Source organism: Trinickia sp. EG282A (genome assembly GCF_040965455.1).
GTDB lineage: Bacteria > Pseudomonadota > Gammaproteobacteria > Burkholderiales > Burkholderiaceae > Trinickia > Trinickia symbiotica.
In genome coordinates this window covers 859,799-875,055 of the sequence record NZ_JBFRCC010000003.1, presented here as the reverse complement: position 1 = coordinate 875,055, position 15,257 = coordinate 859,799, and the positions used below count along the sequence as shown (strand labels likewise).

The window sequence follows — 15,257 nt, the reverse complement described above, 5'->3', positions numbered from 1 at the left end:
GCAACCGTCGCCTCCTAACGGAGCCCCTTGCTTGGGGCCCCTCAGGAAGCAATGCGGTGTGTGAATGAGTCGCGGTTAGCTCCGCGAGATCACTCCGCGCTCTTCGTGACGACCGTCACCCATTGGCCGTTCTTGACTTGATACATCGTCGACGAGGCGCCCTTCAGCGAGCCGTCCGGATTGAACGCGATATGTCCCGTGATGCCATCGAAGCTGATGTCTTTCAGCTTCGCACGGTAATCATCGGGCTTGGCTGAGTTCGCCGCCTGCATCGCCTTGATTGCGGTCCAGGTCGCGTCGTAGCCGAACGGCGCATAGGAGAGCACATCCACGCCGAACTTCTTCTTGAAGTTGTCGGCGAAGGTCTTGCCGACGGGCGTGCTGTCGAGCGGGCGCCCATACTCCCATGCCTCGGCGTTTTCGGCGTCGTCGCCAGCAAGCTTGATGAAGTCGATATCCTTCACGCCGCCGCCGCCGACGTACTGCGCCTTCATGCCGAGCTGGCGCATCTGCTTCATGATGCCGGCGGCCTGCGGATTGAGCGCGCCCACGAAGATGAGATCGGGATTCTTGCCTTTGAGGCTCGTGAGTTGCGTCTTGAAGTCGGTGGCGGAATTGGTCGTGTATTCGCGCCCGACGATATTTCCGCCCGCCTTCTTGACCGCCTTGGCGAACTCGTCCGCCTCGCCTTGTCCGAACGCCGTGCGGTCGTCGATGATGGCGATACGCTTGGCCTTCGTCACCTCCACGGCATACGTGCCCGCCGTGCCGGCGTTTTGGGCATCGTTGGAAATGACCATGAACATGTTCTTGAATCCGCGGCCGCTGATGGTCGGATTCGTCGCGGCGGGATCGATATCGGGGATGCCGGCCTTCTCGTAGATCACCGAGGCAGGGATCGTCGTGCCGGAGTTGAAGTGGCCGATGACGACATTGACGCCTTCATCCACGAGCTTTTGCGCGACCTGAGTGCCGGTGCGCGGGTCCGCCTGGTCGTCTTCGGAGACGAGCTGGAAGTCCACTGTCTGACCATTGATCTTGATACCTTGGGCCTTCGCGTCGTCGAGGGCCATCTGCACGCCGTTCTTGAGGTCAGCGCCGTAGTTCGCGTTGGGGCCCGTAAGCGGCGCGGCAAAGCCGATTTTGACTGTCATGTCCGCCGAAGCGGTGAGCGGCACAGCGGCGAGAAGCGTTCCAACGGCAACTGCGATAGGGGCGATCGTCTTCGCAATACGCATGTTCTTTCCTTTGTCGGCAAACATGGAAAACGGCTACGGCGTGCATGCCGGCTCTCGCAAAGACACTCCCAACCCCGATCCGAGTGGACCCGAGCCGGCGCACGGCTCTAATGTGTTTCTAGTTATTCGATGACGCGCTCGTGTGGCGGGACCTCCTGGCGTTCGTGGTTTTCCTCGACATGCCGCAGGCGCCCAAGGGGCGGTTCGGGCGCGGGTTGACGCCCGGCGGCAGCCATTCGACGCGAATATAGGAAGCCAATATGCGTGCGTCTTGACCGTTCGCGTCGCTCCGCATGCGCATTTCGGCACAGGCGACCGGCGCGGGCAATCAGGGCAAACACGCTCGCCACGCCGGATTTTGGCGAGATAAGGGATTACGCTAAGGGCGTCTCGAGGGGCTTTCCGCCGGTGGCGGTGATTCAGCGGTCTAGCAACGGTTCGGCGCGCAAAGCCGCGCGACGCTAGGCCGTTTCGGCGAGCCAGGCACCGAGCCACTCGCGCGGCTTGGCGATATCGTCCTGCGCGGCGACGAGCTCGAGCTCGTAGCGACCGGCGTCGAAGGTCGCCTTCAGCACAGCGTGGACGGCGGACACCGTGTGTTCGAGTGCCGTGCGCACCGTGTCGCCGAGAAGCCGGCGCGCGACGAAGATCGCGCTCGTCAGCTCAGCCACGCCGACAGGCTGCCGCGCGAAAGGGTAGCGCGTATGTTGGCACAGCCATGCTTCGTCATGCGTCACCGCGAGCAGATTGATGCGGTCGGCCGGGCTGTTGCGGTCGCGCAACTGCTTGACGCAGACGACCTGCGGCCCGCGCCGGATCAGCTCGCGGCACGCCACGACGGCTTCGTCGACGGTCTCGATCGTGCGGCCGGCCAGCTTCTGCAACGCATCGTGCGTGGGCGCGAGGCCGTCAGCGATGTCGGGGATCTTCTCGAGCAGATACTCGTCGACGCTCGAGCCGGCGCCCGCGCCGATGACAGGGGTCGCGAAGTGCCAGGCGGCGGGGTTCGTCGCTTTGACCGTGCGCACGATCTCGACGACGGCATCGATTTGCGAAGTCGAGCCGAGATAGCCGGACAGAACGGCGTCGCAGCGCCGCAGCATGCCGATCGTGCCGATGCCTTCGACGAGCTCGGCCATTTGCGGCGCGTCGATTGCGCTGCCCGCCCAGTGGCCATACTGCATATGATTCGAAAATTGCATCGTCTCGAGCGGCCAGACGTTCACGCCGAGGCGCTGCATCGGAAACACCGCCGCACTGTTGCCTGCATGGCCGAAGACGACATGCGGCTGAATGCTGAGGACGTTTTTCATGATGGGCTTCGGTTCGCGCGTCATGCAGATTTGGAATTACGATACATGAGTTGTTGCGTCGCGTCATCGTGCGATCCCGCCCCCTGGCGCGAAAAATCGCCGCGGCAGGCGCGCTTGTTGCATAAATGCTGCTTTCCGGCGACGAGATCCCTTGCGGGAGCCCGTTTCAAAGCGCTTTGCGACTCTCGCTGATACAATTGCCCGTTTGCAAAACAGATTACGGTTTGCGTACAGTCGGCCGATAGCGCCAATCGCAAGGGCGGCGCGCGCGATCGACGATAACAACGCACGGGCAGTGCGTCGGGTGCGGTTCTCGAGCGGTATTCGGGGGACTTCCGGAGTCCGCCGGGATACCTTCGTTCCCGTTTCCGCCGTCCGAGCGAACGCGAAAGGCCCGTACCGGACCCGTGCGGCGAGCGCCACTGACCGATCCGCGCGCGCCGGGCTGGGCGGCGGCCCGGGCAGCCCGGTGGCCGCTCGGGGATGAACGAAGGAGTAAGAAACGTGCCAGCTAGTGTCTTTTCATTCCGGTCGTCCGCGATCCGAACGGCCGCGCTCGGCTTTCTGGCCGATTCCATGCCTTCGAGCGGCGCCGCACGGTGACGATCGTGACGACAATGACGACATCGCTGATTTCGGATTGGTTGCTCGTCGCGCTTTGCTGCATCGCGGCGGCTTATGCGCTGGTGGCGGCGGTCGCCATGCCGTTCGCACCGAGCGCCAGGCGGCGCCGCGACACGCACTGCGCGCAGGGCGCCTCGCGGCCGGTATGGCCGTGGGGCGAAGCGGTCAGCGTGCTGAAGCCGCTTTGCGGCACCGAGCCGCGGCTCTTCGAAAATCTCGCGACGTTCTGCGAGCAGACGCATCCTTGCTATCAACTGCTCCTCGGCGTCTCCTCGCCGAAGGATCCGGCCATTGCCGTCGTGCGGCGGCTCCAGGCGGCTTATCCGCAGCGCGAGATCGAACTCGTCGTCGATCCGCTCGTGCACGGGCACAACCTGAAGGTCAGCAACCTGATCAATCTCGCCGCGCACGCGAAGCACCCGCTCATCGTGCTGGCCGACAGCGATATCGCAGTCGAGCCCGACTATCTCGAATCGGTCACGGCGCCGCTGGCCGATCCGCGGGTCGGGATCGTCACGTGCCTTTACAAGGCGCGCAGCGTCGGCGGCTTCTGGACGCGCGTCGGCGCGCTCTTCATCAACGAGTGGTTCGCGCCGTCGGTGCGCATCGCTCATGCGGCCGGCTCGCGTCAGTTCGGCTTTGGCGCGACGCTCGCGCTGCGCGCCTCGACGCTTGCCGAGATCGGCGGTTTCCACGCGCTCAAGGACTGTCTCGCCGACGATTACTGGCTCGCCGAACACACGCGCAAGCTCGGCTTGACAACGGTGCTCTCCGAGGTCGTCGTCGATACGGACGTCATCGAATCGGAGTTCTCGTCGCTTTGGACGCGCGAGACGCGCTGGCTGCGCACGATCCGTTCGATCAATCCGCTCGGCTTCGCATTCCTCTTCATCACGTTCACCTCGCCGTGGCTCGTGACGGCGGCGCTGCTCGCGCTCGGGCACGGCGGCGCATTCGTGCACGACGCCGCGCTCGTCGGCTCTGCGGCCGTCGGCACGCTGGCGCGGCTCGGCTTGCATGCGCGCGGTTCACGCAATGCGCGTGAGTTCTGCCTGGACTTGCCGCTCGTGCCGTTGCGCGACGCTTTGCTCGCGGTGCAATGGCTCATCGCGGTGTTCGGCTCGCACGTCACCTGGCGCGGCGCGCGCATGCCGGTCGTCGCGCGCGTGGCGGAGGGGTCCGATGGCCCCTGAAAGAATCGGTTTGGAAGCACATCGTCGGGAGCGCACCGCTTCACGCGCTCTCCCCATTTGACATCAGCATCCATACAGGTTGCCGGAGCATTCATGAAAACCCTGTTCTTGCAGGCCCCCTCGTTCGACGGCTTCGATGGCGGAGCCGGCTCGCGCTATCAAGCCAAGCGCGAAATCCGTTCGTTCTGGTATCCGACGTGGCTCGCGCAGCCGGCGGCGCTCGTGCCGGATAGCCGCGTGCTCGACGCGCCGGCCGACGGCGTTTCGGTCGAAGCCACGCTCGACATCGCGACGCAGTACGACCTCGTCATCATCCACACGAGCACGCCGTCGTTTCCGAGCGACGCGCTCTTCGCCGAGCACCTCAAGAAGAGGAAGCCTTCGGTGCTGATCGGCATGGTGGGCGCGAAGGTCGCCGTCGATCCGCACAACTCGCTCACGGCCACCGAGGCGATCGATTTCGTCTGCCGCGAAGAGTTCGACTACACCTGCAAGGACGTCGCGGACGGCAAGCATTTCTCCCAGATCCTCGGCTTGAGCTACCGCGCGAAGGATGGCTCGATCGAGCACAACGGCGCGCGTCCGATGATCGAGAATATGGACGAGCTGCCGTTCGTCGCGCCCGTCTACAAGCGCGACCTGAAGATCGACAACTACTTCATCGGCTACCTCAATTATCCGTACGTGTCCATCTACACGGGCCGCGGCTGTAAATCGCGCTGCACGTTCTGCCTTTGGCCGCAGACCGTGGGTGGCCACCGCTACCGCGTGCGCTCGGTCGAGAATGTCCTCGCCGAAGTGAAGTGGATCAAGGAGAACATGCCCGAGGTCAAGGAGATCATGTTCGACGACGACACGTTCACCGACGACGCACCGCGCGCCGAAGCGATTGCGCGCGGGCTCGGCAAGCTCGGCGTCACCTGGTCGTGCAACGCGAAGGCGAACGTGCCGTATTCGACGCTCAAGGTGATGAAGGAAAACGGCCTGCGCCTCTTGCTCGTCGGCTACGAGTCCGGCGACGACCAGATCCTCGTCAACATCAAGAAGGGCCTGCGCACCGATTTCGCGCGGCGCTTCAACGCCGACTGCAAGAAGCTCGGCATCAAGATCCACGGCACCTTCATTCTCGGCCTGCCCGGCGAGACCGAAGAGACGATCAGAAAGACGATCGAGTACGCGAAGGAAATCAACCCGCACACGATTCAGGTCTCGCTCGCCGCGCCGTATCCGGGCACCTTTCTCTACAACCAGGCGGTCGAGAACGGCTGGCTCGAGGAGAACAAGACGATCAACCTCGTCAGCAAGGAAGGGGTGCAGCTCGCGGCGATCGGTTACGACCATTTGTCGCGCGAGCAGATCTATCACCATCTCGAGAAGTTCTACAAAGAGTTCTATTTCCGTCCCTCGAAGATCTGGGAAATCGTGCGCGAAATGCTGACGAGCTGGGAGATGATGAAGCGGCGCCTGCGCGAGGGCGTCGAGTTCTTCCGTTTCCTGCGCGCGCACGAGGCATGATCAATTGACCCCACCGGCGGCGCGCGCGCTCATCTTCACGGCCGACGATTTCGGGCTCGATGAGCGCGTGAACGCGGCCGTCGAGCGCGCGTATCGCGACGGCGTGCTGACGTCCGCGAGTCTCATGGTCAGCGCGCCGGCCGCGCGCGATGCTGTCGCGCGGGCGCGCTGGCTGCCGGGTTTGCGCGTGGGTCTTCACCTCGTGCTCGCGGACGGCCGCGCGACGCTGCCGGCTAACGAGATCCCGGCGCTCGTCGGCGCCGACGGCCGCTTCGGCGATGCGATGGTGCGCGACGGCTTTCGCTTCTTCTTTCTTCCGACGGTACGCGCACAGCTCGCGCGTGAAATCCGCGCCCAGTTCGAAGCATTTGCGGCGACGGGCTTGCCGCTCGATCACGTCAATGCGCACAAGCACTTCCATGTGCATCCGACGGTACTCTCGCTGGTTCTCTCGATTGGCCGCGAGTATGGCCTGCGCGCCGTTCGCCTGCCGTTCGAGGCGCACGCGCCGTGGTGGCTCACGCCGTGGATCGCGCTCATGCGCTCGCGCCTGGCGCGGGCCGGCATTGCCCATAACGATTACGTCGTCGGTATCGCCCGCACCGGTGGCATGGACGAGGCTGCGATGCTCGACGCGCTGGCTCGCTTGCCGGCCGGCGTCGGCGAGATCTACTGTCACCCGGCCGAAGGAGGCGAGGCGCCGCTCACGCCGTCGATGCGCGACTACCGTCACGCCGATGAGCTCGCCGCACTCGTTTCGCCCCGTGTGGCGGCGGCGATCGCGGGCATCGCGCGCGGCGGTTTCATGGACGTCTGCGGCACGGGCGATGCTCGTTTTCCCCGTGGGGTCGAGCGAGGGGGCGGCCGGTTATGACGAAATGGCTGAAGTGGGCCGGATGGCCGATCGGCGTGGCGATTCTGCTTGCGCTCGTCGTGCACGAGGGCGTGGGCGACGTCGTTCATGTGATCGGGGAAGCCGGTTTCGCGTTGCTTTGGCTCGTACCGTTCCATGCGCTGCCGCTGCTGCTCGATGCGGTCGCCTGGTACGTATTGCTGGGCCGGCGTGCGCCGCTCGCCTTCCTCTGGTGGATCGCATCGGTGCGTGAGGCGGTGAGCCGCCTCTTGCCCTCGGTCGGCGTCGGCGGCGAAATCGTCGGCATTCGCCTCGCGCGCTGGCGCGTGCACGATGCAAGCGTTGTCAGCGCATCGGTGATCGTCGAGGTGCTCATCACGATCGCCGTCCAATATGCGTTCTCCGCGCTCGGGCTCGTGCTGATTCTCGCCACGACCGACGGCGGCGGCGTCAAGACAATCGCGCTGGCGCTCGGCTTGTCGCTGCCGTTGCCTGTGCTCGCGGTCGCCCTTTTGCGGCGCGGCGGCGTCTTCCATGCGATCGAGCGTTTCGCGGCGCGCGCGCTCGGCAACGAGCATCAATTGCTGCAGGGGATCGACGGCAAGCGCCTCGATGGCGAGATCGACGCGCTGATGTCCCACCCCGGCACATTGCTGCGCGCTTTCCTCTGGCAGTTCGCGGGGTATCTGCTCGGCGCGCTCGAGACATATTGGGCGCTCACCATGCTCGGGCATCCCGTCTCGGTGAGCGGCGCGGTCGCCATCGAAGCGCTCACGCAGGCGGTCCGTCATGCTGCGTTCATGGTGCCGGCGGGCCTTGGCGTGCAGGAAGCGGCCGTCGTGCTGCTTGCGCAGATGTTCGGTGTCGATCACGAAGTCGCGCTTTCGCTCGCGCTCGTCAAGCGGATGCGCGAGGTCATTTTCGGCTCCATCGCGCTCGGATCATGGCAGCTCGCCGAGCTTGGGCGGGCTCGCCGCCAGATGCATCTTCGGCGCGCACCGGCCGTGGCCAATTCAACGACCGAAGCATCGGCGCATGGGGATGCCATGCGCGAGCACGAACCAGACAAAGCGCGCGATCAGGACCTCGTGCGATAGCGCTTTGGCGCGCCGCGCATGGCGTCGCGCCTCATAAAGAATTGCCGGCCGGCCGATCATTGCAAGGTGACGGCCGGTTTTTCGCTTTTCTGCTCCAAGCGAGAACCACGTCGTGTTCTTGTCCGACGATACCAACAGGTCGCCACGCGAGCGTCGGCCGCCGAATATCGAAAAAGCGACGCGAAATTTGTGCAATGGCACCTGGCCGATCGGCTGGCGCGCGGCGACGATGCATCAGGAAACCCGGCTTGCCGCGGCATCGAGCTTCCGGCCATCGGATATTGCAGTGCAACAGACTGCGACGCCCCCATTTGAACAAAGTTTTTGCGATTGCGACGATCGGCCCCGAATGACGAACGAGTCAAGAAACGGAGACGCGTGTGTTCCTTTACGGTTTCGGCCCAATCCTCCTGGCGGGCGCGCTGCGAACGGTCGAGCTTTCGCTGCTGTCGCTCGGCGTTGCCGTCGTGCTCGGACTGGCCGGCGCGCTAGCTAAGCTTTCTCGTAGCCGGGCCATGACGGCTGTTGCAACGGCCTATACGACATTGATCCGTTCGGTGCCTGACCTCGTGCTGATGCTGCTGCTTTTCTACAGCATCCAGATCGGCGTCAACCAACTGACCGACGCGCTCGGGATGGCGCAGATCGACATCGACCCGTTCGCGGCCGGTGTGTTGACGCTCGGCTTCATCTACGGGGCCTATTTCACGGAGACGTTTCGCGGCGCATTCCTGGCCGTGCCGCGCGGCCAGCTGGAGGCGGGCATGGCATACGGCATGAACGGGGCGCGCGTCTTCGCGCGGATCCTCTTTCCGCAGATGATGCGCTTTGCGCTGCCCGGCATCGGCAACAACTGGCAAGTGCTCGTCAAGGCCACGGCGCTCGTTTCGATCATCGGCCTCGCCGACGTGGTGAAGGCCGCGCAGGATGCGGGCAAGAGCACGTTCAACACGTTCTTCTTCCTCCTCGTGGCGGCGCTCATCTATCTGGCGATCACGACGGTTTCGAACGTCGCGCTCGCGTGGCTCGATAAACGCTATTCGATTGGTGTCAGGCAGGCGGATCTATGATTGAGATTCTTTCCCAATTCGGCCGTGCCTTTCTCTATTGGGACGGCCAGAGCGTGTCCGGCCTCGCCATGACGCTGTGGCTGCTCGTTGCCTCGCTCGCGATCGGCTTCGTCATGGCGGTGCCGCTCGCGGTGGCCCGGGTGTCGAAGAACCGCTGGCTCTCGCTCCCCGTGCGCTGCTATACCTACGTCTTCCGCGGCACACCGCTCTACGTACAGTTGTTGCTCATCTATAGCGGTGTCTACAGCCTCGCGATCGTGCGCGCGCACCCGGTAGCGGGCGAGTTTTTTCGAAGCGGCCTGAACTGCGCGATTCTGGCGTTCGGGCTCAACACGGGTGCTTACACGACCGAGATCTTCGCCGGCGCGATCCGCTCGATCACGCATGGCGAGGTGGAGGCCGCGCGCGCCTACGGCATGAGCCGCATGACGATGTACCGTCGGGTCATCCTGCCCTCGGCGCTGCGACGCGCGCTGCCGTTGTACAGTAACGAGGTCATCCTGATGCTGCATGCGACGACGGTGGCATTCACCGCCACGGTGCCCGACATCCTGAAGGTCGCGCGCGACGCCAACTCGGCGACCTACATGTCGTTCCAGGCGTTCGGCATCGCCGCGCTGATCTATCTTGCGGTATCGTTCGCACTCGTCGCGGCGTTCAGGCGCGCCGAGCGGCGCTGGCTTGCGTATTTGGCCGTCGGCCGTCACTGATCAGGCTCCAGGGAGAGCATCGTGCTCCAACAGACTTCTCAATCCGCCGCCGCCAAGCTCGCGGCGCTCGACGTCCACAAGCGGTACGGCGACAACGAAGTGTTGAAGGGCGTCACGCTCGAGGCGAAGGCCGGCGACGTCATCAGCATCATCGGCGCGAGCGGATCCGGCAAGAGCACGTTCTTGCGCTGCATCAACTTCCTCGAGCGGCCGAACGCGGGCCAGATCGTCGTCGACGGAGAAGCGGTGCGGACGAAGCCGAATCGCTCGGGCGATCTCGAAGTCGCCGACCACAAACAGCTTCAACGGATTCGCACGAAGCTCGCGATGGTCTTCCAGCACTTCAACCTGTGGGCGCACATGACCGTGCTCGAAAACGTGATCGAGGCGCCTATTCATGTGCTCGGACTCTCGCGCCGCGAGGCCGAGGAGCGCGCGCGAACGTACCTCGAAAAGGTGGGCCTGGCGCCGCGGCTCGAGAAGCAATACCCGTCGCATCTGTCGGGCGGGCAGCAGCAGCGCGTGGCAATCGCGCGCGCCCTCGCGATGCATCCCGACGTCATGCTCTTCGACGAGCCGACCTCGGCGCTCGATCCCGAGCTCGTCGGCGAAGTGCTGAAGGTGATGCAGAAGCTCGCCGAAGAAGGCCGCACAATGATCGTCGTCACGCACGAGATGGGCTTCGCGCGCAACGTATCGAATCACGTCATGTTCCTGCATCAGGGGCGTACCGAAGAGGAAGGCGATCCTTCGATCGTGCTGACGCAGCCGAAGAGCGAGCGCTTGAGGCAGTTCCTCTCCGGCAGCCTCAAGTAAGGCGAATGCGCGCGCGCGAGGCCGCCGTGCTTCCCGCGGCCCCTTCCTCCACGCGGACGTTCGACCGTTCGTCTGCCCCGGTCCGTGCAACCGAAGTCGCGATCGTCGCGTTGCCGCCGGTCTCGATGTCAGGCATCGGATCGATCGTCGACGCATTGACGCTCGCGAACGAAATCGACGGCCGCTTGCTCTATCAGGCGCGAGTCTATTCGTGGGACGGACGCCCGGTGCCGCTCTCCGGCGGCGCGCTGTTGCCGGCCCACGGTGCGTTTGGCGATGGCGTCGCCTGCGACTGGCTCATCGTCGTGACCGAGCGCTTTCAGCAGTTCGCCGATTACCGGCTTTTTCTGGCGGCGCTCTCGCGCGTCGGTCAGCGCACGCCGTTCGTCACCGGCATTCATCACGGCGTCTGGTGGCTTGCGATGGCGGGCCAGCTGTCGGGATACCGCGTCAGCGTGAACTGGGAGACCTTTCAGCAGTTCGCCGAGGAGTTCGAGCGCTCGATCGTCACGCAACAAATCTTCGAGATCGATCGCGACCGCGCTACTTGCGTCGGCGGGCAGGCGAGCGCCGACTTCATGCTCGCAATGATTGCCCGCGATCACGGTCCCGAGCTCGCCCACCGGATCGCGGATGCGCTCGGCCTCGGGGCGCTGCGCGCCGGCGAGGAACGTCAGCGCATTCCGTATGTGACGGCTCCGGGCGAGCGCCATCCGCGGCTGAACGACGCGTTGAAGCTGATGGAGGCCAACATCGAGGATCCGCTGACGACGGACGAGATCGCCGAGCTCGTCGGGGTTTCGCGCCGGCAGCTCGAACGGCTCTTCCGTCAATACCTCGCGGCCATGCCGTCGAAGTACTACCTCGGTCTGCGCTTGACGAAAGCGCAGATGCAGTTGCGGCGCACGAGCAAATCGATCGTGCAGGTAAGCCTTGCCTGCGGGTTTTCGTCGGCGGCGCACTTTTCCAATGCCTATCGTGAGCGGTTCGGCATCACGCCGCGCGAGGAGCGCCGCAGCTGGATCGCCAAGCAACAGGGGACGGGTGCGCCTTTTGCGGCGGAACCGCCTGTCGGCGCCCTCATCGAGCCGCTCGATGCCGAGCCGCGCGGGGCGACGCGGAACGAATAGGGTGCGGCGAACCCCGATAAATCGCGTCGCGCATGAGCAAGACGGAGCCGCGAACGTTTTCTAAACTATCGCCATTACCTCAACGAGGAATCTGCCATGAACGAATTCGCTGTGGACCGCCGGACGTTCGACGACGTCATGGTGCCCGTGTTCTCGCCCGCGCCTTTCATTCCCGTGCGCGGCCAAGGTTCGCGCGTATGGGACTCACAAGGGCGCGACTATGTCGACTTCACGGGCGGCATCGCGGTGACGGCGCTCGGCCACGCGCATCCCGAGCTCGTGCGCGTGTTGCGTGAGCAGGGCGAAAGGCTCTGGCACGTCAGCAACGCCTATACCAATGAGCCGGTGTTGCGCCTCGCGAAGCGCCTCGAGGCGCTCACGTTCGCCGAACGGGCGTTTTTCGCCAATTCGGGCGCCGAGGCGAACGAGGCGGCGCTGAAGCTCGCACGGCGCGTGGCCGTCGAGCGGCATGGTGCCGAGAAGTTCGAAATCGTCTCGTTCGCGCAGTCGTTTCACGGGCGCACGCTCTTCACGGTCAGTGTCGGCGGCCAGCCGAAGTACGCGGAAGGGTTCGGCCCGGTGCCGCCCGGCATCCGCCATCTGCCTTACAACGACATTGCGGCGGCGCGTGAGGCCATCGGCCCGCAGACGTGCGCCGTCATCGTCGAGCCGATTCAGGGCGAGGGCGGCGTGATCCCGGCCGATCCGGCGTTCTTGCGTGCGCTGCGCGAGGCTTGCGACGCGCATGGCGCGCTGCTGATTTTCGACGAAGTGCAGACCGGTGTCGGCCGCACGGGGCATTTCTATGCCTATATGGACACGGGCGTGACGCCGGACATCCTGACGACGGCCAAGGCGCTCGGCAATGGCTTTCCGATCGGCGCGATGCTGACCACGAAAGAGCTCGCCGCGCATTTCAAGGTCGGCGTGCACGGCACGACATACGGCGGCAATCCGCTCGGCGCCGCGATCGCGGACAAAGTCGTCGAACTCGTCAGCGACCCGGCGCTGCTCGAAGGCGTCAAGCGGCGCGGTGCGACGCTGATCTCGCGGCTCGATGTGCTCGGCAAGCGCTTCGGTCTCTTCAAGGAGATTCGCGGCAAGGGCCTCTTGATCGGCGCGGAGCTGACTACCGCCTACGAAGGCCGCGCGAAGGATTTCGTCAACGCAGCGGCCGAGCACGGCCTGATGCTGCTGATCGCGGGGCCGAACGTTCTGCGCTTTGCCCCGTCGCTCATCATTGCCGACGCCGACCTCGACGAGGGGCTCCGGCGGCTCGAGAAGGCGATCGAGCAGGTTGCCGGCGCGAGCGCCGAAGCAAGCCAAGCCGCGAGCGCGACGAACGTCGCGGCGCGTTGACCGGGCACGCCACCGAGACTGGAACGACGATGCTTTTCGTACGCCCCGGAAGACTCTCCGACCTCGACGCGCTCGAGAAAATGGCCCGCGCGGCGCGCCCCGTGCTGCATTCGCTGCCGCACGATCGGCAGGCACTGGAAGCGCGTGTGGCGCTCTCCGAGGATTCGTTTCGCGCGGACGTGGACTTCCCGGGCGAGGAGTTCTATCTCTTCGTGCTCGAAGACAGCGCGACGGGCGAACTGCTCGGCACCTCGAGCATCGTCGCCTCGGCCGGCTACGCGGCGCCGTTTTACGCCTTTCGCAACGACGCGTTGATCCATGCGTCGCGAGAGCTTCATGTGAGCCGCAAGGTTCATGCGCTCACGATGTCGCACGAGCTGACGGGCAAGAGCCGGCTTGCCGGGTTCTATCTCGACCCGTCGGTGCTGGACGGCGGTCACGCGCGAGCGGAAACGCTCCCCCCGCGAGCTGCCGCCGCGGCGGCACATCTGCTCTCGCGCGCACGAATGATGTACGTCGCCGCGAATCGCCGGCGCTTTACATCGGAGGTGTTTTCGCTGCTGCTGGGCGTGACCGACGACGCGGGTGTGTCACCGTTTTGGGAGGCGGTGGGCCGACGGTTCTTCGGCCGCGACTTTCCTGAAATCGAGAAGATCTCGGGCGGACGCAGCGCGACGTTCATTGCAGAGGTCATGCCGTCTTATCCGCTTTACGTGCCGCTTCTGCCCGAAGCCGCGCAGCGCGTACTCGGCGAGCCCAACCCGAAGAGCTTGCTGGCTTACGACATTCACCTCGAGGAAGGTTTCGAGCCGGATCGCTTCGTCGACATCTTCGATGCGGGGCCGGTGCTGACCGCGCACGTCGATCGCAGCGCGTGCGTGACGCACAATGAAACGCGCATGGTGCGCGAGACGGCCGAGCCGAGGCATACGGACGGCGCGCCGCGGGCGCCCGAGACGGCGGCCGAGTCGGCGGGCGCAGCCGCGGCTGCGGCCGGCGCGCCCGACACTACGACCTATCTCGTCGCCAGCAACCGCGAAGGCGAGTTTCGCTGCCTGTTGGCCGAACTGCCCGCCGACGAAAGCGAGGGCGCGACGCTCGCGTCGGCGGCTCGTGCCGTGCTCGAGGTCGTGCATGGCGATTTGGTTCGCTGCGTGCCGCTGCATCGGCGCGCGGCCGATCGAGGCGAGGCGGCGGACGATGACGCCGATCTCTATGAAGAACCGGCTTCCGGTCGCGGTTCATCCAGTTCCGCATCCGCTGCGCAAGGAGCTCGCCGATGATCGTCGTTCGCGCCGTCACGACTGGTGACATCGACGCGCTCGTCGCGCTCGCGCAGGAAACGGGCCCCGGCCTCACCACGTTCAAGCCCGATCGCGATGCGCTCGTCGCGCGCATCGAGCGATCGAAAAGGACGATCGAGGGCCGCGCCGCGCCGCAGGAATCGGGCTACTTCTTCGTCATGGAGGATTCCGCGACGGGCGATGTGGCCGGCGTCTGCGGGATCGAGACAGCAGTCGGCCTCGATCAGCCGTTTTACAACTACCGCGTGAGCACGGTCGTGCACGCGAGCCAGGAGCTCGGCGTCTGGACGAAGATGTCGCTGCTCAACATCGCGCACGATCTCACGGGCTATGCCGAGGTTTGCTCGCTGTTCCTCTCGCCGCGCTACCGCGCGCACGGCGTGGGCGGGTTGCTGTCACGTTCGCGCTTCATGTTCATCGCCCAGTTCCGCGATCGCTTCCCCGATCGTCTTTGCGCCGAGTTGCGCGGGCATTTCGACGCGGAGGGCACGTCACCATTCTGGCGCGCCGTGGGCGTGCATTTCTATCAGATCGACTTCAACGAAGCCGACTATTTGAGCGCGCACGGCCGCAAATCGTTTCTCGCCGAGTTGATGCCGCGCTATCCGGTCTATGCCGATCTGCTGCCCGAAGAAGCGCGGCTCGCCATCGGCAAGACGCATCGCGACACGGCGCCCGCGCGCAAGATGCTCGAAGCGGAGGGGCTGCGCTACGAGAATCATGTCGATATTTTCGACGCCGGCCCCGTGCTCGAATGCCACATCGACGACTTACGCACGATGCGCGAGAGCGTCGTCGTACCGGTCGTCATCGATGACTCCGCGGCCGCACGCCTGAGCGACTCGGAGGGCGTTGCCGGAGCACCGCGCGCGCTCGTGTCGAACACCGTGCTCACCGATTTTCGTGTCGGCACGGTGCCGGGCGCGGCCGAAGGGGGCGCGATGCGTCTCGCGGCCGCCGACGCCGCCGCGCTACATGTGCGCGACGGTGATGCCGTGCGCGTGCTCGCGCTCACAAGAAACAAGCAGGGATGAT

The 15,257-nt window shown here is 65.1% G+C and carries 14 protein-coding genes; 12 read left to right on the top strand and 2 right to left on the bottom strand.

All coding sequences use genetic code 11. The features are described 5' to 3' along the window. Nucleotides 1-89 precede the first annotated feature (89 nt). Nucleotides 90-1,238 (bottom strand): branched-chain amino acid ABC transporter substrate-binding protein, encoded by a 1,149-nt coding sequence (locus AB4Y31_RS18435; protein WP_368675141.1) that lies wholly within the window; start codon nucleotides 1,236-1,238, stop codon nucleotides 90-92. A 461-nt stretch (nucleotides 1,239-1,699) separates the two neighbouring features. Further along, the gene (pdxY, locus tag AB4Y31_RS18430; RefSeq protein ID WP_026229365.1) at nucleotides 1,700-2,551 is read right to left on the bottom strand and encodes a pyridoxal kinase PdxY; all 852 of its coding nucleotides are present in this window, start codon (nucleotides 2,549-2,551) and stop codon (nucleotides 1,700-1,702) included. Between the two features lie 617 nt (nucleotides 2,552-3,168). Here pdxY and hpnI point away from each other — a divergent pair. The 12 genes from hpnI (at nucleotide 3,169) to astA (ending at nucleotide 15,256) form a co-directional block, all read left to right on the top strand. After that, a complete protein-coding gene (gene hpnI / locus AB4Y31_RS18425; RefSeq protein WP_368675337.1) occupies nucleotides 3,169-4,368 on the top strand; it encodes a bacteriohopanetetrol glucosamine biosynthesis glycosyltransferase HpnI in 1,200 nt (399 codons plus the stop codon). Between the two features lie 93 nt (nucleotides 4,369-4,461). Next, nucleotides 4,462-5,883, top strand: a complete 1,422-nt coding sequence (gene hpnJ, locus AB4Y31_RS18420) for a hopanoid biosynthesis associated radical SAM protein HpnJ (protein ID WP_368675140.1) — start codon at nucleotides 4,462-4,464, stop codon at nucleotides 5,881-5,883. Nucleotides 5,884-5,887: 4 nt separating this feature from the next. Further along, nucleotides 5,888-6,757, top strand: coding sequence for a hopanoid biosynthesis-associated protein HpnK (hpnK, locus tag AB4Y31_RS18415; RefSeq protein WP_368675139.1), 870 nt, complete (start codon nucleotides 5,888-5,890; stop codon nucleotides 6,755-6,757). After that, on the top strand, nucleotides 6,754-7,833 hold the full coding sequence (locus tag AB4Y31_RS18410; protein ID WP_368675138.1) for a lysylphosphatidylglycerol synthase domain-containing protein: 1,080 nt from the start codon (nucleotides 6,754-6,756) through the stop codon (nucleotides 7,831-7,833). The genes hpnK and AB4Y31_RS18410 overlap by 4 nt, the downstream gene beginning before the upstream one ends. Nucleotides 7,834-7,851: 18 nt before the next feature. After that, nucleotides 7,852-8,148 (top strand): hypothetical protein, encoded by a 297-nt coding sequence (locus AB4Y31_RS18405; protein WP_368675137.1) that lies wholly within the window; start codon nucleotides 7,852-7,854, stop codon nucleotides 8,146-8,148. Between the two features lie 65 nt (nucleotides 8,149-8,213). Further along, entirely contained in the window at nucleotides 8,214-8,903 is a 690-nt protein-coding gene (locus AB4Y31_RS18400; protein WP_368675136.1) for an ABC transporter permease, read from the top strand. Then, nucleotides 8,900-9,613 carry an ABC transporter permease gene (locus AB4Y31_RS18395; protein WP_368675135.1) on the top strand — a complete coding sequence of 238 codons (714 nt, stop codon included), beginning with the start codon at nucleotides 8,900-8,902 and terminating at the stop codon, nucleotides 9,611-9,613. The genes AB4Y31_RS18400 and AB4Y31_RS18395 overlap by 4 nt, the downstream gene beginning before the upstream one ends. Nucleotides 9,614-9,634: 21 nt before the next feature. After that, nucleotides 9,635-10,429: an ABC transporter ATP-binding protein gene (locus AB4Y31_RS18390; RefSeq protein WP_368675134.1), complete on the top strand. Its 795-nt coding sequence runs from the start codon at nucleotides 9,635-9,637 to the stop codon at nucleotides 10,427-10,429. Nucleotides 10,430-10,434: 5 nt separating this feature from the next. After that, a complete protein-coding gene (locus AB4Y31_RS18385; protein WP_368675133.1) occupies nucleotides 10,435-11,559 on the top strand; it encodes a GlxA family transcriptional regulator in 1,125 nt (374 codons plus the stop codon). A 96-nt stretch (nucleotides 11,560-11,655) separates the two neighbouring features. Continuing rightward, nucleotides 11,656-12,918, top strand: a complete 1,263-nt coding sequence (locus tag AB4Y31_RS18380) for an aspartate aminotransferase family protein (protein ID WP_368675132.1) — start codon at nucleotides 11,656-11,658, stop codon at nucleotides 12,916-12,918. A gap of 29 nt (nucleotides 12,919-12,947) precedes the next feature. Beyond that, the gene (locus tag AB4Y31_RS18375; protein WP_368675131.1) at nucleotides 12,948-14,201 is read left to right on the top strand and encodes an arginine N-succinyltransferase; all 1,254 of its coding nucleotides are present in this window, start codon (nucleotides 12,948-12,950) and stop codon (nucleotides 14,199-14,201) included. Further along, entirely contained in the window at nucleotides 14,198-15,256 is a 1,059-nt protein-coding gene (astA, locus tag AB4Y31_RS18370; RefSeq protein WP_368675130.1) for an arginine N-succinyltransferase, read from the top strand. The genes AB4Y31_RS18375 and astA overlap by 4 nt, the downstream gene beginning before the upstream one ends. The last annotated feature ends 1 nt before the right edge of the window (nucleotide 15,257 follow it).